We start from the raw sequence: 23,673 nt of genomic DNA, 5'->3' as shown, positions 1-23,673 counted from the left end.
CTAACGAATATGCAACCGCCGACGAAGACCAGCCACACGACCACCGATGATCGCATCGGCTAACCGACTCCTCAACATCATGTAGACGTAGAAATACCCGCCGAGAACGGCCGCAATCGCCGTCACCGTGAAGCTGATGACCCGACCATTGCTACCAAGCAAGCTGCCCAACATGACAACGACCCGTGCAATCGCAAAGGTTCCAAGGGAGGCCAACAGGATACCGTTAGTCTTCTTGGCAATCGTAGCGTAGTTGATGCCGAACTGCATATCCAATGAGTGAATGATTAGGTAACAGGTCACGAACAAGCCAATTCCGGTCGCAACCAGTGGCCCGAAGGCTCCCAAGAAGTAGACTAATGGCCACTGAACAATGAATTTCACCGCGGTACCGACCGCAAAGTAGTGTACGGCACGCCGGTTCTGTGAGATCCCCTGCATCAGCGCGGAAACCACCGTGTAAAGGCCCAAGAGAATCGACAGGTACGATGAGAACGCCAGAATTGACGAACCCAAGGCTTCCTGCGTTTGCCCGTAAAACACGATGTTTAGTGGGCGCGCAACGGCTGACATCCCCAAGGCGGCGGGAATCATGACGAATTCAAACATCAAGAAGGCGTTGGTCAGTTGACCAGAGATTTCATGCTTATTGCCCCGCGTGTAGGCTTCGGACAGCAACGGGACGACCGTCACGGCCAGAGCCGAGGACAATGAAATGGTAATCATAATTAATTTGTTGGCATTTACCCCGAACAGCGCGAACAGGTCGTTCAGGTAGGCATCCGAGTAGTTGCCCGCTAAATGCATGATTGGCGCGAACGTGTATTGGTCAATCAATTGGAAGATCGTGATGCCGGCCCCCAAAATGATGAATGGGACAGCCTGGGCAATGATTTCTTTGTAGAGTTGTTTGGCGGGAACGACTAACTCCTCGTTACTGCCGGCAACCAGGCCGCGGAAGTAATCGCGCCGTTTCCAATAGTAGACACCCAAGACAATCAGCCCGCACAAGGCCCCGATGGCAGCGGCCAACGTGGATTGCGAAACGGCGGAAACCCAGTCGCCCTTCAAAACGTACATGATAATAAAGGCCGTGATCAACATGTAGGCAACCCGCGCCAGTTGTTCAACGAATTGGGAAATCGCGGACGGTGCCATCTGCTGGAAGCCTTGGAAGTAGCCCCGCGTCAGGCTCATCGTGGGGATAATCAAAATGGCCCAGGCCAGCGAGTGCAGCACGGGAATCAGGTTCTTATCGCCACCGGTAAATAGCGGTGCCCCCAGGAACAACAGTAAGGCAATAATCACCCCGGTTAGAATGGCGATTACCAGCCCCCGTTTGTACAACCGCACACTGATGCCATATTCATTCAGGGCATTGTAGTGCGCCACCTGTTTGGCAATGGCGGAAGGCACCCCGGCAATGGCCGCAATCAGGAAGAAGCTATAGATATTATAACCCTTCCCATACAGCGCGTTGGCTTGCAGGAAGAATGTCCCAAACCAGATGTTCCACGGAATAATATAGATTGCGCCGAGAATCCGGGAAAAAATACTTCCCGCGGTCATCCACGCCGAGCCAGCAACCATTTGGTCTTGCGCGCTCGCGGTTTGATTTCCTGTTTGATCAGACCTTGCCGACATTTGACACCCTACTTTCAATTTAATATAAATTATCCCTTGCTTTCAAACAAGGGATGAATGCCACTATGCCGTTCACTGACTGGCAATGTAGCTTTCTACGGCTTCCTTGCTCATATGATACCTTCATAAATATTATTATAAGCCGTTTCGCTATGGATACAGTATACTCATATGATATGCTACCATCAAGCAAGAGGAGGTGGCAGCTTATGGCGAAGACAATGGCCCAATTACCTTACCATTGTGGCGTTAAGGTTAGAGTCTTTCCTTCAACCGAACAAAAACGGCTGATTAAGCGTAATAGTGATGCTAGCCGGTTCATTTATAATCAGATGAATGACATGACCAATGACCTGTTCTGGTTAAAGCAAGTGAAGATTCCAATTACAATTGTCTTGAATCGAATCGCTGATCTGACTGAACGTCTAAGGAATCCATCGACTGCTATCTCCAATATTCATGGTTGGTTAAATCATCCAGATTTTGATAGCTTGATGAAAGCCAACGCTATCAAAAATTACAAGACTGCCTGGAAGCTATTCCGCCAGGTTCATCAGGCGGGGACGCCTAAATTTCATAAGCGTGGTTATACTCAAACTTATCAAACATCGTGTCTTTACGGTGCCAAAGTGGCAGTGCCAACTATGCGTAATGGCAGCGTAAGACTAAATGATACTCATCATCTACAACTACCCAAGCTTGGGCGTCTTCGTTTTAAGGGACTGCCATCGAAGATTTTGGATCAAGCCGATGATATCAGAATCGGGACAACGACAATTTCGATGGATGCTGTCGGCCATTACTTTGTGTCCCTGCAGATGGGTTCGGGACACCCTTTCGCTGCCAAGCAAAGAGTTACGAAATCTAAAGTTGGGATTGATCTAAACCTTGATAATTTTCTGACGGACTCCAATGGACAGGTGATTGCTAATCCACGTTACTACCGAATGATTAAGGGAAAGCTAGCTAAAGCCCAACGGAAACTGTCACGGCGGGCTAGACGAGCTAAGAAGAACCAACAACGTTTATCAGAATCAAAGAATTATCAAAAGCAACGGTTACTAGTGGCTAAATTACGGCTTAAAGTCGCTAATAAACGCAAGAATTTCCTGCACCATGTCTCTACGACCTTGATCAAAAACCACGATTTAGTCGTAGCTGAAGAACTGCGGAGTAAAAATATGTTGCGGAACCACGCTTTGGCAATGAGCGTTTCGGACGTTGGCTGGCGAACACTATTGGCTATGCTATCCTACAAAGCTGGGTTATATGGTCGGAAATTTTTGACTGTCAGTCCGCGAAATACAACGCAAACTTGTAGCCGTTGTGGGCACGTTATGGCCGGAAAAAACAAGTTGACGTTGGCTGATCGCAAGTGGACGTGTCCAAGTTGTGGGATATTCCATATACGTGATCATAATGCGGCACAGAACATTTTAGCTAAGGGTTTAGCAACCTTGTAAGAAACGAGTCCGTCTGGCAACCTACGGACCTAAAAGGCTTTGGTAATTAGCGGATAAGACCTATTCGTAGGCTAGCGCTGTATCTAAGCAAATTGTGGTCACTATGCCGTGGGGTGTGGTTCTCACAAGCGTCCGTTTTTAAACGGGCGTGGTTGACAAATTCAACGTACTCCGAACTTAGCTAACTGCCAAGCTAATCAAACAAATATTATACCATAGCTTGCTGGTCGCAAATATCAGTTTTTGGTAAAGATTTGGGAATCTAGGCCGTCACAATTGCAGTTTGCTTTACCGGATTCAGAGAACAGTGGTATGCTGGAGATAGTCAAGAAACAGATTATTCAAGGAGGAATGCCATTATGACACAAGTAGCAGCTGGGGCTACCGCAGCTCCAGAAATGCAAATGTCGCCGGAAAGAGCCAAGCAAGTTGTGCGGATGACTAAAAGTATCCGTCAACATTTTCCAGAGTTAGCACAGGTTCAAGACGCGCAATTGATTTATTCCACATGGCGTAGCTTTAAGCGGATCGACCAGACCAATGATAGTGATTATCAAACGATGGCTGACGTCTTCTTCCACGAATTTGACCGTCACTTACTCAATTACCAATTCTCAAAGGCTGGCGAAGATGAAGTTGTTAAGCACCGCTTCTTCGCCATCTTAACGGAATTACTGCAATAATTAATCCAGTACCCCCGCCGGCCGGTTGGTCCGCGAGGGCTTTTTTGTGGCAAAGAGTGCGGAACAAGGCGCTTAGACTCTGAGCATTAACGTCATTAAGGGCAAAATCCCGGGTCTGGATTTTTCCTTATTGAGGTTAAGCGCAGGAGTCTGCCTTGTGGAGCACGTTTCAGTAAAAGAGTGCGGAAGCAGGCGGGAGTCAGTGAGCATTAACGTCAATAAGGATAAAAGCCCGGGCCTGGCTTTTTCCTTATTGGGGCTAAGCGGAGCTGACTGCCTGCTGGAGTACGTTTCGGCCACATAAATTTAGAAAACAATCTCCAAGCCAATTTAACATCAAAACAGTTCCCCTAAGCCAACATAGATCTAAGCCAACATCTTCTGACCCATATTCAATACTAATAATCCAGCAGACTTCCCAACTAGGCACGCAGCCTCCACTCCAAACCCAACCAACGCCCCAAAAAGCTCAAATCCTAAAGATTTTTCCACCAATGCGGTATACTAGTTACATAGTCATTGATGGCGCTACCAACCAGTTAAGCAGCGCCATCAATCCGACATCATAGATTTTAAAAGTGAGGCGATTGCTTTGCGTTACTTAGCACTATTAGGAAGTCACGAGCGCCACGGCATCACGGCCGGCTACCTCCAAGCGGTCTTGGACGGCTTGCCGGATTCAGCCGAGGTCGAGACGGTTTTCCTGCGTGATTACGATATTTATCCGGATACCAAAGAGAAGGCTTGCCCAGCCCTCGATGAGATTGAAGCCAAGATGGCTGCCAGCGACTTCTGGATTATCTGTGCCCCAACCTACTGGGGTGGGATGCCCGGCGTCATGAAGCAGTTCTTTGACTGCATGCGATTCCGGCTAGTTCGGATGACCTCGAAGGCCGATACTCTACCCGGCAAATATAAGGATAAACATTACCTGAGTATGACGACCTGCTTCATCAGCTCGGCCGATAACTTCTTTACCGGTATCACCGACCAAACCTTTGTCACGATTGACCGCGTTTTGACTGGCGCTGGTCTGATCAAAGTCGGTGAATTTGTCGGTACCGGCACTTGGGGGACGCACGCCCCGCGGGAGAACAAGCTCGCGGAGTGTCGCCACCTCTCTCAAAAGATTGCTGACCGGCCACGAAAGGATGATAATACCTTGAAACGTTACATACTGCTCTTCTTCATGATTGCTATCATGGCGTTGATTACCATGGGCCTGCAGGCTTGGTGGTTCGGCGTCTTTGCGGCCGGCAAATTTTGGCTGACGTACGCCAGCTTTGTCATTATCTTTTACGTGCTGCTGGCCAGTATCTTACATTTCTTTACGTTTGTGCGGCACCGTCGGCGGTAGTCAGGAGAAATTGTTGACCACTTATTCCCAATCAAATAATGCTATTAAAAAATCAACTTCCAAATGTGGCAGTTGATTTTTTGGGTTTCCTAAGCGTCTGTTTTCAAATAAGCTTCTTCAAAACTACTCGTTCCCGTCCGCATCATCAATTCATTTGGCGTCCCGCTGAACGCAATCTGCTTTCCAGCGAGCACCAAAACTTTGACATTTTCGGTAGGCAAATTACGAAACTGATGCGTTGTCATAATCACAGTCTTCCCATTAGCTGTTAGCTGCTGGATCCGATCAAGCACGCTGACCGCAACTTTGACATCCAACCCACTCTCAGGTTCATCGAACAGATACAGCTCTCGTCGTAATTGACAGACCCCTTCCAGAATAACCAATTGACGCTGTCCACCGGATAAATCGCGGAAATGACTATGCGCAATTTCTTGGAGACTTACCGGCAGTTGATCTTCCGTAAAACGTTCGTCTGGTTGATCGAGATCCACCATCATCTTCAAGGTATCCGCGACCGTAGCGGAACCAGTGAATGGCGCATCCTGCATCTGATAGGCGACCTGATGCATTGTCGGGAATCCCACAAACGGCAGATCACGACGCTCGCTGACACCGGCAATAAAATCCAATAACGTCGTCTTTCCCACGCCATTTACGCCCAATAAGATATTAATTTTTCCAGCGTCAAAGACGGCCGATAGATGCTGAAATAATTGTCGGCCATCCGGCAACTGATATGAAAAATCTCGTATTTCCATAGGTGACCTCCTAATAGCGACTGGTATTCGACTGCAACTTCATGTGGCGAACTGGATAGAAGCCAACCAGTAAATAAAATAATGCGACAATGGCTAAGAGCCCTGCATTGACCAGTGTTGCTTGCCCCAGCATATTCAGACCCGTACTATAGAATTGGATCATATATGAACTTGGCATAAGTATCGTTAAGACAACCCCAAGCAACGAATCCGACTGATAAGGCAGATTGACAATCAGCATGGCTAGCAGGATATATCCCATCATCAACAACGAGGTCAGGTTAACTTTAAGTGGTAGGAGTAAGACAAAATTCGTAAATCCAGCGACGATTGGTATCAACAGGAAATTCAGGAAGAAACCACCAATCATCATCGGAATCAGGAATAGTGAGGACGGATTTAAAACTAACACAAAAATATCAAACAAAATAATTTCAGCTTGGACAAAGACCATTTGAACGATTAGGTTGCTATAAAAAATCAACCGCTTATCGCCAGCGATGATGGTAAACATCTTTAAGAAATTGCTTTCTCGCATACTGACCAGTCCAAATTGAAAACCATTGAGTACGCCGACGAGAATGATATAAACCCAATATCCCAGCAGTTGAAACGCAATATTGCGGGCGCCAAACGGCTGTCCCTTGGAGCTCACGTCAGCTATGACAAAGTAAATTGTTGGACAGATTAACGTGTAAAACAAAATGGCTTTGTCATCCCAAGTTTGTCGCAACTCAAACTGACTTAGTATTCGTAACTTACGCCACATGACGAAGCCCCCCTCATATATAGTTGAAAAGCTCTCATACAACGACCACGGCTTATATAATTAACTAATTTTAATCGTTTTATAATCACTTTGCAATGTTATCTCTGAGTAATTTGAACCTACCATCTACAGTCGATTATACCAATCAAAAAGTGCCAGTCCTCTCCCGTTAGGAAAGTGACTGGCACTTTATGTTATCCATTTGAAATTTAATAACGACTAGTTGGCAACAATGTTAACCAGCTTGCCTGGCACTACGATCACCTTACGAATGGTCTTGCCATCCGTATGCATCTTGACCGTGTCGTCAGCCAATGCTGCGGCTTCAATGTCATCCTTGGCAGCGTCCTTAGCGACCTTCAAGTGGGCGCGGACCTTACCGTTGACTTGGACAACCATTTCAACCACGTCTTCGACCAATTGCTTAGGGTCGTAGGTTGGCCACTTCTCGTAAGAAATCGTCTCGTCGTGACCCATCAATGACCAGAGTTCTTCGGCAATATGCGGTACGATTGGGGCAATCATCTTGACGAAACCTTCCATGTAGATCAATGGGAGACTGTCAGCCTTGTAGGCTTCATTGACGAAGACCATCAATTGTGAGATGGCCACGTTGAAGTGCATGGCTTCGAGGTCTTCACTCACCGTCTTAACGGTCTGGTTGTAGATCTTGTCCAGTTTACCATCGTTGATCATCGTAACCCGGTCGCGTAAACGGTTATTATCATCGATCAATAACCGCCATACTCGGTCCAGCCAACGCCGAGAACCGTTGATACCTTCCGTGCTCCAAGGCTTGGAAGCTTCCAATGGCCCCATGAACATTTCGTACAGGCGCAGGGTATCGGCCCCATCCTTCTCGACGATTTCGTCGGGATTGATGACGTTGCCCTTGGACTTGGACATCTTTTCGTGGTTAGTCCCCAGGATCATCCCCTGGTTAACCAACTTCTGGAAGGGTTCCTTGGTAGGAACGACACCGAGGTCGTAGAGGAACTTGTGCCAGAACCGTGCGTAGAGCAAATGCAAGACGGCATGTTCGGCCCCACCAATGTAAAGGTCAACTGGCATCCAGTACTTCAGCTTGTCGGGATCGGCAATGGCTTGATCGTTGTGTGGATCGATGTAACGCAAGAAGTACCATGAACTCCCAGCCCACTGTGGCATGGTGTTGGTTTCACGCTTCCCCTTACGCCCGTTCTCGTCGACAACGTTCACCCAGTCGTCCAGGTTAGCCAGTGGGCTCTCACCGGTACCAGAAGGTTCGAGTTGCTTAGCTGCTGGCAGCTTCAAAGGCAATTCGTCTTCAGGAACCAACGTGGTTTCGCCATCTTCCCAGTGAATAACGGGAATTGGTTCACCCCAGTAGCGTTGCCGGGAGAAGATCCAGTCGCGCAGGCGGAAGTTAACTTGCTTGTGCCCAGCGTCATGTTCTTCGAGCCAGTCGATAGCGGCCTTGATGGCAGTCTTCTTGTCCATGCCATTCAGGAAGTCGGAGTTGATGTGTTCACCATCACCGGTGTAAGCCGCCTTTTGGACATCGGTATCGTCATCCCCCGCGATAACTTGGGTAATTGGCAGATTGAATTTCTGAGCAAATTCGTTATCCCGGTCATCGTGAGCGGGTACGGCCATGATGGCCCCAGTCCCGTAGGATGCCAGTACGTAATCACCAATCCAGATTGGCAACTTCTTACCACTTAGTGGGTTGATGCCGTAAGCACCGGTAAATACCCCGGTCTTATCCTTATTCAGGTCGGTCCGTTCGAGGTCAGACTTGCTTTCAATAGCAGCCTTGTACGCCTTTACAGCATCTGCTTGTTCCGGCGTCGTAATCTGGTCGACCAAGGCGTGTTCCGGCGCTAAGACCATGTAGGTTGCCCCAAATAACGTATCGGGACGGGTCGTATAGACCTCAACCTTGGTGTCTTCTTGCCCATCGACTGGGAAGAAGACGCTAGCACCTTCAGAACGACCGATCCAATTCCGTTGCATTTCCTTGATGCTGTCGGGCCAGTCGAGGTCGTCCAGGTCATCGATCAAACGATCTGCGTAGGCCGTGATCTTCAGAACCCATTGGCGCATTGGCACGCGGTAAACGGGGTAACCCCCACGTTCCGTCTTACCGTCAATGACTTCTTCGTTGGCCACAACGGTCCCACCCATGAAGTCAGGCGCCCAGTTGACCATGATCTTGTCTTCGTAGGCTAAGCCCTTCTTGTAGAGTTGCTCGAAGATCCATTGGGTCCACTTGTAGAAGGATTCGTCGGTCGTGTTGACCTCACGACTCCAGTCATAGGAGAAGCCCAGGGACCGAATTTGTCGCTTAAAGTTTTTGATGTTGTGCGCGGTAAAGTCCTTAGGGTTGTGCCCCGTCTTCAAGGCGTATTGTTCGGCTGGTAAACCGAAGGCGTCCCAACCCATTGGGTGCAGGACGTTGAAGCCTTGCATCCGCTTCAAACGCGCCATAATATCGGTTGCCGTGTACCCTTCAGGATGCCCAACGTGCAGCCCTTGCCCAGAAGGATAAGGGAACATGTCTAAGACGTAATACTTTGGTTTCGTTTGGGTGTCAGCGGTCTTGAAAGTCTCGTTGACCCGCCAGTAATGTTGCCACTTGTGCTCAATAATTTGGTGTTTGTAAGCCAAAAATTTCGCTCCCTTTCTCAATTAACGTCGTGCCACAAAAAAAGCCCCCAGCAGCCCAAAATGGGCTCCTGCAGGGCGTCTAAGCGCGGTACCACCTACATTTCCTCGAAACAACTTCGAGGCTCATTCCGGCTGATAACGTCGCCAAACGCCCACCTTGCGGCAGAAGTGACTCGGAGATAAGTTCGTCCCTGGAGTAACGGATTTGCAGCGACCATCCGCTTTCTAAATACCTACCAGAACTACTACTTCTCGTCAACGTCTTTGAATAATCAAATTGTTTTCATCTTAGCAAACCACCCCCGGAAAAGCAAGGGTTTCACGGGATTCTTATCAGTTTTCTGGCTGGGACGGAACGACCGCGTTTCCGACGCCGTTAATTAAATCGTCAGGTGCTGTCCGCTAGCGGTTTCTCCTGAGCGATGTGCTATACTGAATAGGATTGATTATCGAAAAAGTAATATCGATGCTCATTTACTCAAAAGTGATGATCATGAATCATTTATGACTCGCGACAATTTTGACCTTATAAAGGAGGCGACCCTCGTGCCACCCATTTCTAAGCTTCGCTGGCGGTTCACCATGGCCGCTGGAATTGTTTTTTTACTCGATCTCATTGGTGTCGTTTATCAACAAAGCTGGCTAGCTGCGTTTGACCGCACCATTATCAGCTGGGTTCGCCAGCCGTTGCCACATGGCTTGACGCAGACGATCATCACTATTACTAAAAGTGGCAATCCGCAGCCGGTAACCTGGATAACATTACTGATCATCGCTGGCCTGGTGATTGCCCGGCGGTATCGTGGCGCCCTCTTCCTTGGCTGGAACGTACTGTTCTGGGCGGGAATCGGCAACAGTATCATTAAGCACGTGGTCCGGCGCGACCGGCCCACCGTTGACCGACTCGTTGCGGCCAGCTCCTACAGCTTTCCCAGCGGCCATTCCATTACGGCCATGTTGCTGTGGGGTACCGTGATTGTCCTGATTGGCTGGTCACTGCGCCGGCATACCGGCTGGCGGTGGCTACTCATTGGTGTGCTAAGCCTGTGGATCGTCATCATCGGCCTGTCACGGGTCTACGTGGGGGTCCACTACCCTAGCGATGTGGTCGCCGGTTGGTCAGCGGGCTTCGTCCTGTTGACGGTTACCCAATGGTATCTAACGCGTTACGGAGATGATTTATAATGAACTTACCTAATGCTTTAACTTACAGTCACGCCCTGCTCAGTGAATGTGTCGGCCCCGGCGATACGGTCGTCGACGCCACCGTGGGGAACGGCCATGATACGATTTTTCTAGCGAGTCTGGTCGGCAAAACGGGCCATGTGATTGGCTTCGACATTCAGGAGGCGGCACTCAAGGAAACACAGACGCAGTTGACGTTGACGGGACTGGCATCTCAGGTCGAGCTTCATGCGACCGGCCACGAACACGTTGGGGATTACCTCACGGCTGAAACGCCAGTGAACGGAGCCATCTTCAACTTGGGCTACCTACCAGGCGGCGACAAGTCACTGATCACCCAGCCAACCACGACCCTGGCAGCTGTGGCCGAATTGCTAAAACACCTGCCGCGCGGTGGTCGGATCATTCTGGTTGTCTACTACGGCCATCCCGGCGGCAAAACGGAGCGGAATGCTGTGGTGGACTTCTGCCAACAGTTGCCGCAAAGGGTCTACCAGGTGTTGCAGTACGGCTTCATTAACCAGGTGCATAATCCCCCGTTCTTACTTGCGATTGAACGGCGGTAAACGATTTTTCTCAAATTTCTTATGATACTAGTAAAGCCGGTGTGTCCCATTAAAGTTGGGATACACCGGTTTTTTAATATTATTCTTTAGCTAGCAACCATTAACCAGCTGTCTATTTGTAGTCAAAATACTTTTGTACCATGTCCCCATAACCTTTACAAACACTTTACACACGGGCATCAGCAAACATGGTATGCTATCGGTATATACCAAATTGCAACGACCAAAAATGATTGGATTGCTGTCACTTACCGCAATGTTTGCGTCTTATTTCTTCATCGACTGCCGCTTAGGACTGACCCAAGTTCCCGAACCAAACCCCAGAATGGTCTTCAGTGCCGGAATAAAGGTCATAACCACCGTGATGGGGTTGACCATCCAATAAAAGAGCATGTACAGCGGCGCAAAGAAGAGATACTTCATCTTGGCGCCGTGGTGATCCAACAGTAACGCCGCCAGTAACTGCATGAAACCGGCGAACATTTCAAACGTCACGAAAATGAACGAAATCACGATACCATGCATCAGCCGCTCGTAGTTCCCTGTCAATAGGAAATACAGCATCAATCCAACGAAAGCAACCGACGTAATCGTGAAGAAAAACGACCAAATGATCGACAACGTGGAATCCACAAACATCGACCACTGGTACCGGTGCTCAACAGGGTGTCGCAGAAACTTTTTAATATTAGTCAACCAGACTTCGGTTCCCCCCTGTGCCCACCGTTTACGCTGATGGTAGAGGTCACGAATCGTTTCCGGCACATTCATATGAAAGATGATATTTGGGGCAAAGCGTGGCACGGCGCCCAGCATCTGGTGGTCCCAGGCAATACTGATGTCTTCAGTAGCGCGGTTCTGCCGAAAGCCGCCGACGTCGATCAAGAAATCTTTCTTGTACAACGTGTTGGCCCCGCTGTAGGCATACATCGAGTCGTTGACGGCGGTCTGACTACGTTTAATAACGCCCACGATACTGGTGAACTCCACGGTCTGAGACTTGCCCAGCAAGGTCGTTCGATTCTGAACATCCATGTTGGCAGTCACGGCCGACGTGTTCATATCACGATCCCTCATGAAGAAATTCATATACTTCATCAGCGCGTCCGGTTCTGGAATCGTATCGGCATCATTGCTAAGGATATACTCCCCCTTGGCAAAGTACATACCAATGTTAAAGGCGTGGGCCTTTCCCTTATTCTTCAGAATCTCTACCGTCCGTAACCGCGGATACTTCTCCTGCAATCGCGTGATAATCGCTCCGGTCTTGTCGGTCGACCCATCGTTCATCACTAAAACTTCAAAATTCTCGTAATTCAGTTCTTCAAATAAGTAGGTAACCGTTTCCTCAATCATAACTTCCTCATTGTGCGCAGGAATCATAATCGTGACCATTGGCTGATATTCTACCGGAATGTATCTGGCAGCAGCTGCCGTGTCCCGCTTATTAGTCTTCAGGAAACGGTAAGAAAGTGCACCGGCGAACCAAAAGAAGGAACCGACCACGGGATATAGACACAAGATTAACAGAAAAACATTAAAAACTGTTTTTCCCACAGTCGCCCGTAGAATACTGTCAATAAAGATATTGGACACGCCGATGACACCTCCTACTCGTCTAAATCATTTAAATCGTGTTGCTCATACAATTTATGAATCTGATCCGTATCTAGATTCTGTTCTGGCTTAACCTGGTAGTGCCGGACATTCTCTCGAAATTCCTGGTCACCGAATCGTTCGTCCATGAACTTACCGAGTTGCGTCTCACGCTTGCGCTGATTAATGGGATTAAATGTCGGCCACTGTTCAACGACCCGATCACGTTTACGGTTCTGGATGATCGTCATCCCCACCGCAAACAGGGATACGAGCACAAAGGCAAACAGGAGCAGAACTCCAATGAATTTAATTTCAAAAATCCCCTCATTATACGACCAGAGGTGAATAATTTTTGGATTATAAGATGCCCAAAAGGACAACACGGTAATGATAACGGGGACAAACACGCAGACCCAACCCAAGAGGCCAATTAGGGTCTGCCGAATCTTTAATCCCCAGTGGCCCTTCTCAAAGTACGCATCCGAATAAAGTTGTTGCCGATCTTGCTTTTTATCACGCACACTAACGCCTCATTCCAGGATTACTGGGCCGGGCAAAAAGATAGCCCTGCCGCGTCTTAATTTTTAACTGATCTGCGAGCTGCTGGTCCTGCTCGTCTTCAACCCCCATCAAGATTAACTCAATGTGGTTTTCCTGTGATAGCTGATTCCAGAACTGCAAGTTAAGATCCAACCATTCGTTGGGATCAGTCTTGCGGAAGCTCCGCATGGAACACTTCAGTGAATCAACTTCGGGCAAGATCCATTCGATACTCTTCAAGTTATTCAGGGATGATCCCACGTTATCAATCCCAAAGCGCATGCCGTACTGCCGGGCCTCACGAATACGCTGCCGAAACACCCAGCGCTTATACTTTGGCTGATTGGCCGTAGCGGTGAACTCCACCGCCAACTTCATTGGCGCAATCCGAGACAGTGCCCAGCGAACAAAATATCGGAAGTCTGGACTGATAATCTGGTCATACTCCAGATTAATCGATAACGTAATCGGTTCCTCGGGCAAAGCCTTGAAGGTGTCCGTCAGTAGAAAAATAACCCGTTGTAGTGGCAACGAATCTAGGTTCTGTGGCAACGACCACGAATCGTCCCACTCATGTTGACGAAGTAGACACTCGTAACCGGTAGTTTGACCCCGAAAGTCAACCTGTTTTTGAATAAAGTAACGCAACTCGATCTCATCGTTTTCCAGATAATTGTTTGAATTTTTCCGCGAATACCAATAGTAAATGATAATGGTGAGCACGACAATCACCGCCATAACGGCTGTTGCCCACAACAAGTAACTCTCCAATTGTTCTAAGCTCACGTGCTCACACCTCCAGATTCTATTTTAACAAGCCATCCGTCATTCTTAAAATGATTTGCAGAATATAATTTACTATCTATCTAATTAGTCCGCCAAATAATTATAGCAGGTTAAGCTTAAAACACCAGTGGTTTTCCACGTTAACTTTTGGTTAAGCTCAGCGATAACGATTACACAAAAAAATCCAGCCTCGGCTGAAGTTGGATTTACAACACAATTTATCAATTTACTTTTGGCACTGACCCTAGTGTCCATGTGATCTCACCAATATAGTCGTCGCTGACGGCTCCCCCATTGACATCGAGAAGAATGCCAGAATCATTAGTCCAATCACTAGCGATATTGGTCTCAGTTGGCGCACCAGTGCTCTGCGGACTCGTCATGATTGGTGAATCAACTGTATTCAGAGTCGTCACGTCATCACCATTTTTATAAATCAAATTACCATCCAGTGACTGACTAGGCACGTTGACACTATGCATCCCCGTAGTCCGAGCGGAAAGTGTCCACGCCCCAGATGCCAGGGAACTATCGACATTCAAACTCCAAGGACCGTTAGAATCATCCCGAGAAATTGTTGTGCCCTTCCCAGTTAGAACGGTCTTTTTAAAGATGATTTTACCACTGGTGGCACCAAAGGTAACGGTCCCACCATGGAGCTTAGCTGTATCTTCATCCGTGTACCCACTAGACACCGAACTAGTAGCAACTACATCGACTGCCGTATCACCTGCCGGAACTTTATCTACAGGAATAGTAAAGCTATAGCTCCCATCGCCATTCTTCACAATAGAAATTTTATCAGAGTCAATATCAGTTACTGTTCCGTCTTTAGAGGTCAGCCGAGCCGCAATTTTGGTGTTCTCGGCTGTCACTTTGGTATCGTTAGCAGAAAACGTCCCCGTAATCTTAGCTGGCGTGTCCGCATTAACATTAACGTTTCTAGAATCTTTGTCGATACTCATACTAAAGGATCTCGGATTGATTTTAAACGTATTACTCGTAGCAGTTGCAATAGCATTTTTCCCACTAAAGTAAGTCGTATTCGCCACATCTTGTGCCGATACATTCTTAGCTTTCCCCTCAAGCGTAATCACCGCTTGTTTTCGGGCATCACTCAAAGCATTCACACTAACGTCCAACTTATTATTGCTAATACTGCTCGTATTGAGAGTTGAGCCCTCAGAACCATCGGAGTAGGTGATTTGTCCTTGATCCCAATCAATATTTGCCGGAAGGTTCAAAGAACTCTTAATCTCAGACCAAGGATTTTCGCCACTTTCATAATTCAATTTATAAGTTAATTTTACACGATCATTACCGCCAATCGGATGAGTTGAATCAGCGGAATCTCCCGTTTTTTCATCTTTTAAGTCCGTAGTCGCATTAACATTGGCCTGTCCTGGAACTTGCTCAAACGCAACCAAAGCATTCTCAGTTCCTGAATTCGTCGTTTCTCCCGAAGCAGGAGCACCAGTCGTTCCAGTGAACCCCCAATACACATTTGGCTTTTCCGCTGTAACGTCAAGGTCCTTCAAAGAAATATTCTCCGTTGCAGTCCACTGTGTCTTCTTGGGAGCACCGTTCGCCGCATACTTATCATCAAAAGTATAAGTCATCTGACCTGTATCACTACCCTCAGATGGTGCCACATAATTGAGAGTGATATGATGCCAAGCCCCATCAGATATAAAATGATCATTTCTAACAGTCTCAAGCAGGCCATCATGTTTGAGTCCATAATAGTTATACTTCTTTGTATCATAATGGGGCACAACAAGAAAGTCATAACCATTTTGGACTCTCCCAGACTGTGTTCTTGGAACATAAGTCCCCGTATTCGACGGAGAATCTGAGGCGATATGTTCACCCCAAATTGTCTGTGGGATATCATTCTTTCCATTCGTCGGATTGTAACCAAACCCATTATAAGTATTGTTACCAGTTATATCATCCACTGTCCCAATATCAAAAGCATCGGCTGTCGTATCGGCAATAATTAGATTACTAGCTGGCATCGTTTGATTTAACCTCGTATCAAATTCAATTGCCCAACTATGCTGAATCGCTGTTTGTGCAATCGTGTTGTCATTTGACTTAGGATCAACCCCCCAAACACCTAAAGACTCTCCAGTTCCAGAAAAGGCAGAGTCACTACTATTTTGTATGGCAAAAGCCATCCCTTCCCCGGGTTTATCGTTGACATCTCCACCATTTACATAAACCCACATCGAAGCCCGTTGGTTCTGATACATATCGAAAGTCTTACCTTTTGACCAAATTGCTCCCCCGGAGTTCTGTTGTCCTAATGAAGAAACCTGAACAGCATCCCCGTTCGGTCCGTCTTGAATTTTCGCAGCATTTGGAATAGTTGTCGCACTCTCCGGATTACCTATTTTCGTTTGAATTGTAAAATAATTTTGATCATTAACGTGTAGTCCTTTAGGTTCCGAAGACATTATGGAATCGATGCTTGTCGTAAAAGCTTCCCCTACAACCGTATTCCAAAAAACGCCCAGCCCAATTCCAGCCAGCACGGTTCCTGCAACCGTTAACATTTTGCTTCTCAACTTCATCATCAAGACTCCCTTCACCCGACCCTCATCAGGCAAAACTCTCGGCGCAACCCTAGTCAACCCCATGCGCCACTTGCGACTCATTCAACATTTTTATTTCTTATTATTTTGGTGGGTGATGGATTTGCTAATCTGCCACAGTCCCCAAATGATTATGGCTAGTATTACCGGTTAACTTACTAGGCTATCCAGTAATCATCATTCCACCAAGTGTTAACTTATATTGTTAAATATAGTATAGCATCGAAACGAAAAAGTTCCAGTACTAATATAAAAATAATTATAGTGTGATAAGTGGGTACCCCTAACGTATCGGCATTTATAGGCCGCCCAAGCTATCTCAATATTTTTTATTTCAATCTCGCCAGTCAATTATCAGCCACTTTAAGGAGACCGTAACGTCAAGTACTCTGAGATTTCTGACAAATAAAAAAACGCTAAACCTCCTGACTTACAGAAGGTCTAGCGTTCCCAATACAGACTAATCACTTAAAAAGTGGAACCGCGTCAGTTCAAGTGCACTGTGTTCCATGATCATTTTCCCGTGTTCGGCCAAAACGTCCGGAGCAACCTTGGTGCTGTCACCATATTCGTACGCAACCGAGAGTTCATCCTTAATGGATTCGCGAGATGACTCGTTGACGAAGAAAATCAATTCCAAATAGTAGACGCCTTTGTACTGATACAGATTCGACGCCGCATTTTCTAAATGCAGTACCCGTGCCAGACTAATCATGTCCTCAAACGTGTGTAACCGGACCACCCGCGTTGTCGTAGGTTGCCCGTCATCGTTCAAATAATCTTCGATGTCGTTCGAGTCACCGCTGGTCGTCGTTGACTTATAATTTGAGAAGAAATCCTTTTGCCCATCTTTTTCCAACAAGTGGGCCTTAATCTGGTCCGACACTTGATCGGGGTGATTGCTGTCGACACTAGCGTCCGTGACGTTCACATCCGTAGCATCGTCCTCATCCGCATTTTTACTGATAAACAATTCAAGACCATTGCGATTTGGTAGTACCTGGAAGGTAACCGCATCGTTATCTTGAAATTGGTGGTCAATATCGACCTCTTCCAAAATGCTATAGAAGAAGCCTTCGATTTGTTTGTGGTTGCCCAACAGATCCAAGACGGTAATACCGCGTTCGCTCAAATCATCGTTGCCAATGACCACCCGAATCGTGTTTTCATTGATTCGTTCCATTTCCATTGAATAACACCCCTTTCTCGTGGGTTTGGGTATTGTCCTTGTTACTCATTCTAGCCATTTTATTTTACTTGTAAAGTAATGATAACAAAAAAACTGGACTGCAAGTAATATTCTCTCACAAATCCAGTTAGATGCAACTAATTAAGCTTATTCGTTACCATTAACTAATCGTTGGGCCCGAGCGAGCTCTAATTCCCGAACTTCACGGGGCAGGAAACGACGAATTTCCTCTTCGTTGAAGCCAACTTGGAGTCGCTTGTCGTCCACCATGATCGGTCGGCGTAGAATTCCTGGATTCTTGCGAATTAAATCGTAGAGTTGCCGCAACGGCAAGTCGTCTAAGTCGACCGTTAAATTCTGATACACCCGTGAACGCTTAGAAACAATCTCTTCGGTACCATCCTCGGTCAGCCGCAGAATTGATTTAATCTGATCTACGGTTAAGGGTTCGGAGAAGATATTCTGTTCACGATACGCGATACCATGTTCTTCAAACCAAATCCGAGCCTTGCGGCAAGATGTACAACTGGGTGATGTGTAGAGCGTGACTGTCATAATCTTTTTCCTCCCTTGCCTTGTATAAATGATTTAATAAACTCATTATACAGCATTTCAGAAGGATTGAAAGACTTTTTCAGCAATAATCTAATTAACAGTATCTATCCATTTGTATATTAATCCCAGAAACAATGACGGTAATCAACACATATGTCAATAATTAATTAATGTGCAATTAATTTTTAACGAATAATTCTTATTAGATTTTATAAATGGATTGAGGCTTAACGACTTCGACTGGAATTGCCTCACCAGCCGCTTCCTGGGCCTCTGCTGCTAATTGCTGCAGATTCCCAGTTTGTGGTAAATGGGTCAACAGAAGCCGCTTGACACCAGCATGCTTGGCCAATTCACCCGCTTGGGTTGACGTCAGGTGCCAGGCCGTCCCCTGATGGTTGGCATAGAAGTTGGTATCGGCCAGCAAAACATCCGCCGATTTTGCCCAATCCGTGAGGCCATCGAATGCCGCTGTATCCGCCGTAAAGGCCAACGTGGCCCCTGTCGCCGTCTCAGTGATGCGTGGCGCATACGCTGGGACTGGATGATGGGTTGGCAGAAAGTCGACCGTTAACGGACCTAATTTGAGCGTTTGCGCTGGGTTATACGCTTTACCAACCGTTGAATCGGGCCAAGTCAGGCTACCAAAATTCAACGGATCGGCCGTGTGCCCATAGATAGGTAAGCGTGGTTCCGCTTTATCCCCTTGGGCCAGCTGCCATTCATACTGCAGGACCCCCAGATCGGCCGTATGATCGTGGTGGTAGTGCGTCAGTAGCACCGCGTTTAATTGTAGTGGACTCAGTTGCTTTTCCAAGGCCAACAGCGCCCCACTTCCACAGTCCAACAGCAGATGGTAATCTCCACTCGTGATCAAGTAGCTACTCGTGCCGATACCGTTGTGTGGGTAGCCCCCGTAACAGCCTAATACAGTCAATTGCATCGAATCATCCTCTCGTTTTGTTCTGTTCCTAGTGTAGCGCGCCAGCCGTAGAGTGTAAACGTTTCGCATTTGCCAGTGAGACCCTTATAATAGAAGTGAAACCAAGTCAGGAGGGATGAGCATGCTTCATCAATTATCTTTAACGTTTGGGAGTAGAGATCTGCTGGATAGAATTGTGAAACGCAACCCGGACCGCCAGTTTGTTCTGTTAGCAGCTACCGGTGGGGCCAAAGATCTACAATTACTGGATATTTCGGACCAGTCGAGTGTCTTCACCAGCCATCTGGACTACGAGGTCAAGAGCGAACACGGTCAGCCAAATTGGCACGGCTTCTTCAGTTTCAACTACTTCACCCTGGATGTTGAAAGTGGCAAGGTTCTCGAAGGCGAGGTCAACAAACTCGCTGCCGAACCTCTGCCTAATGGGATGACAGCCATGCTGGTCCTGTCAAAATTTAAAAATAGCGGTGAATACGTCCTGCTGACCATCTGGGATAGCAGCGATGCCTTCATGATCTGGCGGCGATCCGCAAAATTCTCGCCATTCACCAAGTACGCGACGACGTTGAATAACTTTCACGCCGCCACCTACCAGATGGCACCACCAGAAAAACACGATTCACAGCACGCTTAACGTAAGCCCTTCAGTTGATGGAGGGCTTTTCATTTGGCCAAACTTCGCGTTACAATAGGCGTATTCATCCTTTCTAGAAAGTAGGCGATGGTTTGCGTAATCAGCCAACCAATGCAGCAACAGCTAAAATTTCACCCGACCTCCCACTCACACCGGAGCAAGGGCAACTTGTTCAACAGATTCTGACCTTCACGACCAGTCACCTGAATACGGCAGGACCAGCCGTTTTCACCATTTACGGAGATGCCGGAACCGGCAAGAGTGTCGTGCTGTCTCACCTCTTCAATCGGCTTCAAGTTGCGGCGCGCACACAGACAACCTCTCCTCTCGCTGGCACCAAGAACTACTTTCTGGTCAACCACCCAGAAATTCTCAAAGTATACCGTGAGATTGCGGGCAATCACCCACACTTACTAAAGAAGGACTTCCAACGGCCAACCTCCCTGATCAATCAGATAGCCAAGGGTCAGGTACAACCTGACGTGTTAGTCATTGACGAAGCCCACCTGCTTCTATCACAGGCCGATCACTATAATAATTTCTATGGGAACAATCAACTCAGCTCACTCCTAGCGACAGCGAAGGTGATCATTGTCGTCTTCGATGAGACTCAGGTGTTACGAATGAAGAGCTTTTGGACGGAACAACACTTAGCGCAACTCGTTGCCCCCTTCCCACACGCGACGTATCGCCTGACCCACCAATTTCGAATGCAGGCCAGTGATGACCTGGTCCGCTGGATCAACGACTTCACGCATCGACGTATTGGGCCGTTACCCACAGACGTTGGGACGGGCTATGACCTACGTGTCTTCGATGACGCCGAGCAGATGCGTCAGGCTGTGGTTCAACGAAATAATGAGGTTGGTCTTTCGCGCATCGTCGCCACTTCAGGCTACCCCTCGACACTGGACGGTGGTAAGCACTACGTCACGGAGGGCAAGTTCAGCTTACCGTGGGATCAATATAACTATACGAGTACCCCTTGGGCCGAATTGCCTCAAACAATCAATGAAGTTGGCTCCATTTACACCTGTCAGGGCTTTGACTTGAACTACGTGGGAATCATTCTTGGTCCCCCAGTGAGTCTAGACACGGACGACCGTTTACAGATTAACCTCGATCGTTACACTGATGTCGAAGCCTTTAAGAAACGTGACGACTTAACCGATCCAACCGAAATCACTCGAATTAAGCAACAGCTGATCTTAAACTCCATCAACGTCCTGATGAAACGTGGCGTTAAAGGGCTCTACCTCTATGCTCATGATTCACGTCTACGCCACTACCTCCACGCATCCACAGCTTAGTATCGCAAAAGGTGTCGCCACCCCAACGGATGACGACACCTTCTTCATGGCTCTATTTAAGTAGCAAAAAAGCCTTCCCCAACAAGGAAGACTTTGTTCACGGTCCGTACGAGACTCGAACTCGTGATCTCCTCCGTGACAGGGAGGCGTCCTAACCAACTAGACCAACGGACCAAATATTGCGGGAGCAGGGTTTGAACCTGCGACCTTCGGGTTATGAGCCCGACGAGCTACCAGACTGCTCCATCCCGCGATAATATTAAATTTTGTAACAATGACCCGTACGGGATTCGAACCCATGTTACCGCCGTGAAAGGGCGGTGTCTTAAACCACTTGACCAACGGGTCATAACTAAACGGAGAAGGAGAGATTCGAACTCTCGCGCCGCTTCCGCGACCTATACCCTTAGCAGGGGCACCTCTTCAGCCACTTGAGTACTTCTCCATAATGGGCCTAAATGGACTCGAACCATCGACCTCACGCTTATCAGGCGTGCGCTCTAAACCAGCTGAGCTATAGGCCCATATAAAGCGGGTAACGAGAATCGAACTCGCGACAACAGCTTGGAAGGCTGTGGTTTTACCACTAAACTATACCCGCAATATAATGAGATATATTTAATGGCGCGGGACGGAATCGAACCGCCGACACATGGAGCTTCAATCCATTGCTCTACCGACTGAGCTACCGAGCCATTTGCCATTTAGATAATTATGGTTGCTATCCTCTGCTGACGAGCATAACAACGGTCTGTACGAGACTCGAACTCGTGATCTCCTCCGTGACAGGGAGGCGTCCTAACCAACTAGACCAACAGACCTATTGCGGGAGCAGGGTTTGAACCTGCGACCTTCGGGTTATGAGCCCGACGAGCTACCAGACTGCTCCATCCCGCGATAATATTAAATTTTGTAACAATGACCCGTACGGGATTCGAACCCATGTTACCGCCGTGAAAGGGCGGTGTCTTAAACCACTTGACCAACGGGTCATAACTAAACGGAGAAGGAGAGATTCGAACTCTCGCGCCGCTTCCGCGACCTATACCCTTAGCAGGGGCACCTCTTCAGCCACTTGAGTACTTCTCCATAATGGGCCTAAATGGACTCGAACCATCGACCTCACGCTTATCAGGCGTGCGCTCTAAACCAGCTGAGCTATAGGCCCATATAAAGCGGGTAACGAGAATCGAACTCGCGACAACAGCTTGGAAGGCTGTGGTTTTACCACTAAACTATACCCGCAATATAATGAGATATATTTAATGGCGCGGGACGGAATCGAACCGCCGACACATGGAGCTTCAATCCATTGCTCTACCGACTGAGCTACCGAGCCATTTGCCATTTAGATAATTATGGTTGCTATCCTCTGCTGACGAGCATAACAACGGTCTGTACGAGACTCGAACTCGTGATCTCCTCCGTGACAGGGAGGCGTCCTAACCAACTAGACCAACAGACCAATTGCGGGAGCAGGGTTTGAACCTGCGACCTTCGGGTTATGAGCCCGACGAGCTACCAGACTGCTCCATCCCGCGATAATATTAAAGTAACAAAGGAGGATGAGAGATTCGAACTCTCGCGTGATTTTACTCACCTGACGGTTTTCAAGACCGTTCCCTTCAGCCAGACTTGGGTAATCCTCCATAAAACAATACAATAGTCCTTCTGGTAATGGACCTTGTAGGACTCGAACCTACGACCGAACGGTTATGAGCCGTTTGCTCTAACCAACTGAGCTAAAGGTCCAGTCCAAGTCCAAATCGCGGCGGGGGGGATCGAACCCTCGACCTCTCGGGTATGAACCGAACGCTCTAGCCAGCTGAGCTACACCGCGAAATGTTAAATAAAATATTCTTATTTAATCGGGAAGACAGGATTCGAACCTGCGACCCCCTGGTCCCAAACCAGGTGCTCTACCAAGCTGAGCTACTTCCCGTTAAAATGCACCCAGTAGGAGTCGAACCTACAACCTTCTGATTCGTAGTCAGACACTCTATCCAGTTGCGCTATGGGTGCAAAAAACGTTACTTACTAATGATGCTTAATACCTTTCGGTACTAAGCGGAAGACGAGATTCGAACTCGCGACCCCCACCATGGCAAGGTGATGTTCTACCACTGAACTACTTCCGCAAAATTAAATGCCGACTAGAAGATTCGAACTTCCGACCCCCTGTTTACAAGACAGGTGCTCTACCAACTGAGCTAAGTCGGCATAGTCAGTATCATGTGTATCAAATTACTCATCGTCCGAAGACGAATGAGCCGTGACAGGCTCGAACTGTCGACCCTCTGATTAAAAGTCAGATGCTCTACCAACTGAGCTAACGGCTCATATGGAGGATACAGGGCTCGAACCTGTGACCCTCTGCTTGTAAGGCAGACGCTCTCCCAACTGAGCTAATCCTCCAAAAATCGCGTGGCAACGTCCTATCCTC

General features: G+C 47.8%; 18 protein-coding genes, 25 tRNA genes and 1 other annotated feature. Of the genes, 7 read left to right on the top strand and 36 right to left on the bottom strand.

What is annotated here, in order from left to right; all coding sequences use genetic code 11:
- A complete protein-coding gene (locus tag FD07_RS07565) occupies positions 1-1,644 on the bottom strand; it encodes a putative polysaccharide biosynthesis protein (RefSeq protein WP_020089730.1) in 1,644 nt (547 codons plus the stop codon).
- A 209-nt stretch (positions 1,645-1,853) separates the two neighbouring features.
- On the opposite strand from FD07_RS07565, the gene FD07_RS07560 reads away from it, so the two are divergent.
- The 3 genes from FD07_RS07560 to FD07_RS07550 all read left to right on the top strand — a co-directional run bounded on the left by FD07_RS07560 (position 1,854) and on the right by FD07_RS07550 (position 5,147).
- Positions 1,854-3,107 (top strand): RNA-guided endonuclease InsQ/TnpB family protein, encoded by a 1,254-nt coding sequence (locus FD07_RS07560; protein WP_020089731.1) that lies wholly within the window; start codon positions 1,854-1,856, stop codon positions 3,105-3,107.
- 359 nt (positions 3,108-3,466) lie between these two features.
- Positions 3,467-3,790 carry a hypothetical protein gene (locus FD07_RS07555; RefSeq protein ID WP_020089732.1) on the top strand — a complete coding sequence of 108 codons (324 nt, stop codon included), beginning with the start codon at positions 3,467-3,469 and terminating at the stop codon, positions 3,788-3,790.
- A 592-nt stretch (positions 3,791-4,382) separates the two neighbouring features.
- Positions 4,383-5,147, top strand: coding sequence for a flavodoxin family protein (locus FD07_RS07550; protein WP_020089733.1), 765 nt, complete (start codon positions 4,383-4,385; stop codon positions 5,145-5,147).
- A gap of 89 nt (positions 5,148-5,236) precedes the next feature.
- Here the strand turns inward: FD07_RS07550 and FD07_RS07545 are convergent, their stop codons facing one another.
- From FD07_RS07545 to leuS, 3 genes are all read right to left on the bottom strand, one after another.
- On the bottom strand, positions 5,237-5,908 hold the full coding sequence (locus tag FD07_RS07545; RefSeq protein ID WP_020089734.1) for an ATP-binding cassette domain-containing protein: 672 nt from the start codon (positions 5,906-5,908) through the stop codon (positions 5,237-5,239).
- Positions 5,909-5,918: 10 nt separating this feature from the next.
- Positions 5,919-6,677, bottom strand: coding sequence for a hypothetical protein (locus FD07_RS07540; RefSeq protein WP_020089735.1), 759 nt, complete (start codon positions 6,675-6,677; stop codon positions 5,919-5,921).
- Positions 6,678-6,896: 219 nt separating this feature from the next.
- Complete coding sequence (gene leuS, locus FD07_RS07535; RefSeq protein ID WP_020089736.1) at positions 6,897-9,326, bottom strand: leucine--tRNA ligase; 2,430 nt, start codon at positions 9,324-9,326, stop codon at positions 6,897-6,899.
- A gap of 68 nt (positions 9,327-9,394) precedes the next feature.
- Positions 9,395-9,594: a binding site (T-box leader), on the bottom strand.
- 278 nt (positions 9,595-9,872) lie between these two features.
- Between leuS and FD07_RS07530 the strand changes: the two genes are divergently transcribed.
- Together FD07_RS07530 and FD07_RS07525 are read left to right on the top strand one after the other, a co-directional pair.
- The gene (locus FD07_RS07530; RefSeq protein ID WP_020089737.1) at positions 9,873-10,511 is read left to right on the top strand and encodes a phosphatase PAP2 family protein; all 639 of its coding nucleotides are present in this window, start codon (positions 9,873-9,875) and stop codon (positions 10,509-10,511) included.
- Positions 10,511-11,077, top strand: coding sequence for a class I SAM-dependent methyltransferase (locus FD07_RS07525; protein WP_020089738.1), 567 nt, complete (start codon positions 10,511-10,513; stop codon positions 11,075-11,077). The genes FD07_RS07530 and FD07_RS07525 overlap by 1 nt, the downstream gene beginning before the upstream one ends.
- A 267-nt stretch (positions 11,078-11,344) precedes the next feature.
- On the opposite strand, the gene FD07_RS07520 is transcribed toward FD07_RS07525, so the two are convergent.
- The 7 genes from FD07_RS07520 to FD07_RS07490 form a co-directional block, all read right to left on the bottom strand.
- Positions 11,345-12,673, bottom strand: a complete 1,329-nt coding sequence (locus FD07_RS07520) for a glycosyltransferase family 2 protein (protein WP_020089739.1) — start codon at positions 12,671-12,673, stop codon at positions 11,345-11,347.
- Between the two features lie 14 nt (positions 12,674-12,687).
- Positions 12,688-13,197, bottom strand: a complete 510-nt coding sequence (locus tag FD07_RS07515; protein ID WP_020089740.1) for a hypothetical protein — start codon at positions 13,195-13,197, stop codon at positions 12,688-12,690.
- A gap of 1 nt (position 13,198) precedes the next feature.
- Positions 13,199-14,002, bottom strand: a complete 804-nt coding sequence (locus FD07_RS07510) for an EAL domain-containing protein (protein ID WP_020089741.1) — start codon at positions 14,000-14,002, stop codon at positions 13,199-13,201.
- A gap of 221 nt (positions 14,003-14,223) precedes the next feature.
- Positions 14,224-16,584, bottom strand: coding sequence for a hypothetical protein (locus FD07_RS07505; RefSeq protein WP_155823071.1), 2,361 nt, complete (start codon positions 16,582-16,584; stop codon positions 14,224-14,226).
- A gap of 475 nt (positions 16,585-17,059) precedes the next feature.
- The gene (locus FD07_RS07500) at positions 17,060-17,788 is read right to left on the bottom strand and encodes an adaptor protein MecA (RefSeq protein WP_020089743.1); all 729 of its coding nucleotides are present in this window, start codon (positions 17,786-17,788) and stop codon (positions 17,060-17,062) included.
- A gap of 147 nt (positions 17,789-17,935) precedes the next feature.
- The gene (gene spxA, locus FD07_RS07495; protein ID WP_020089744.1) at positions 17,936-18,343 is read right to left on the bottom strand and encodes a transcriptional regulator SpxA; all 408 of its coding nucleotides are present in this window, start codon (positions 18,341-18,343) and stop codon (positions 17,936-17,938) included.
- Positions 18,344-18,545: 202 nt separating this feature from the next.
- Positions 18,546-19,286, bottom strand: a complete 741-nt coding sequence (locus FD07_RS07490; RefSeq protein ID WP_020089745.1) for an MBL fold metallo-hydrolase — start codon at positions 19,284-19,286, stop codon at positions 18,546-18,548.
- A gap of 121 nt (positions 19,287-19,407) precedes the next feature.
- Here FD07_RS07490 and FD07_RS07485 point away from each other — a divergent pair, with 121 nt between their 5' ends.
- Complete coding sequence (locus FD07_RS07485) at positions 19,408-19,920, top strand: antibiotic biosynthesis monooxygenase family protein (protein WP_020089746.1); 513 nt, start codon at positions 19,408-19,410, stop codon at positions 19,918-19,920.
- A gap of 92 nt (positions 19,921-20,012) precedes the next feature.
- On the top strand, positions 20,013-21,230 hold the full coding sequence (locus FD07_RS07480) for a DUF2075 domain-containing protein (RefSeq protein WP_020089747.1): 1,218 nt from the start codon (positions 20,013-20,015) through the stop codon (positions 21,228-21,230).
- Between the two features lie 100 nt (positions 21,231-21,330).
- On the opposite strand, the gene FD07_RS07475 is transcribed toward FD07_RS07480, so the two are convergent.
- From FD07_RS07475 to FD07_RS07355, 25 genes are all read right to left on the bottom strand, one after another.
- Positions 21,331-21,404: transfer RNA gene (locus FD07_RS07475), tRNA-Asp, on the bottom strand.
- Positions 21,405-21,409: 5 nt separating this feature from the next.
- A tRNA-Met gene (locus FD07_RS07470) sits at positions 21,410-21,483 on the bottom strand.
- Positions 21,484-21,505: 22 nt separating this feature from the next.
- Positions 21,506-21,578 (bottom strand) — tRNA-Glu (locus FD07_RS07465).
- Positions 21,579-21,587: 9 nt separating this feature from the next.
- Positions 21,588-21,675: transfer RNA gene (locus FD07_RS07460), tRNA-Ser, on the bottom strand.
- Positions 21,676-21,679: 4 nt separating this feature from the next.
- Positions 21,680-21,754: transfer RNA gene (locus tag FD07_RS07455), tRNA-Ile, on the bottom strand.
- Between the two features lie 6 nt (positions 21,755-21,760).
- Positions 21,761-21,831 (bottom strand) — tRNA-Gly (locus FD07_RS07450).
- Between the two features lie 21 nt (positions 21,832-21,852).
- Positions 21,853-21,925, bottom strand: a tRNA-Phe gene (locus tag FD07_RS07445).
- A gap of 52 nt (positions 21,926-21,977) precedes the next feature.
- Positions 21,978-22,051: transfer RNA gene (locus FD07_RS07440), tRNA-Asp, on the bottom strand.
- A 2-nt stretch (positions 22,052-22,053) separates the two neighbouring features.
- Positions 22,054-22,127, bottom strand: a tRNA-Met gene (locus FD07_RS07435).
- A 22-nt stretch (positions 22,128-22,149) separates the two neighbouring features.
- Positions 22,150-22,222: transfer RNA gene (locus FD07_RS07430), tRNA-Glu, on the bottom strand.
- Positions 22,223-22,231: 9 nt separating this feature from the next.
- Positions 22,232-22,319: transfer RNA gene (locus tag FD07_RS07425), tRNA-Ser, on the bottom strand.
- 4 nt (positions 22,320-22,323) lie between these two features.
- Positions 22,324-22,398 (bottom strand) — tRNA-Ile (locus FD07_RS07420).
- A gap of 6 nt (positions 22,399-22,404) precedes the next feature.
- Positions 22,405-22,475, bottom strand: a tRNA-Gly gene (locus FD07_RS07415).
- Positions 22,476-22,496: 21 nt separating this feature from the next.
- Positions 22,497-22,569: transfer RNA gene (locus FD07_RS07410), tRNA-Phe, on the bottom strand.
- Positions 22,570-22,621: 52 nt separating this feature from the next.
- Positions 22,622-22,695, bottom strand: a tRNA-Asp gene (locus FD07_RS07405).
- A 2-nt stretch (positions 22,696-22,697) separates the two neighbouring features.
- Positions 22,698-22,771, bottom strand: a tRNA-Met gene (locus FD07_RS07400).
- Positions 22,772-22,789: 18 nt separating this feature from the next.
- Positions 22,790-22,879: transfer RNA gene (locus FD07_RS07395), tRNA-Ser, on the bottom strand.
- 29 nt (positions 22,880-22,908) lie between these two features.
- A tRNA-Ile gene (locus tag FD07_RS07390) sits at positions 22,909-22,982 on the bottom strand.
- Between the two features lie 14 nt (positions 22,983-22,996).
- Positions 22,997-23,070: transfer RNA gene (locus tag FD07_RS07385), tRNA-Met, on the bottom strand.
- Between the two features lie 28 nt (positions 23,071-23,098).
- Positions 23,099-23,172 (bottom strand) — tRNA-Pro (locus FD07_RS07380).
- Positions 23,173-23,178: 6 nt separating this feature from the next.
- A tRNA-Arg gene (locus FD07_RS07375) sits at positions 23,179-23,252 on the bottom strand.
- Positions 23,253-23,296: 44 nt separating this feature from the next.
- Positions 23,297-23,368, bottom strand: a tRNA-Gly gene (locus FD07_RS07370).
- Between the two features lie 9 nt (positions 23,369-23,377).
- Positions 23,378-23,450: transfer RNA gene (locus FD07_RS07365), tRNA-Thr, on the bottom strand.
- Positions 23,451-23,496: 46 nt separating this feature from the next.
- A tRNA-Lys gene (locus FD07_RS07360) sits at positions 23,497-23,569 on the bottom strand.
- Positions 23,570-23,572: 3 nt separating this feature from the next.
- Positions 23,573-23,645: transfer RNA gene (locus FD07_RS07355), tRNA-Val, on the bottom strand.
- Positions 23,646-23,673 lie beyond the last annotated feature (28 nt).

The sequence above is a fragment of the Levilactobacillus parabrevis ATCC 53295 genome, assembly GCF_001434055.1.
Taxonomy (GTDB): domain Bacteria; phylum Bacillota; class Bacilli; order Lactobacillales; family Lactobacillaceae; genus Levilactobacillus; species Levilactobacillus parabrevis.
Note: the sequence above shows the minus strand (reverse complement) of the source record. Positions and strands in the feature narration are given on the sequence as shown.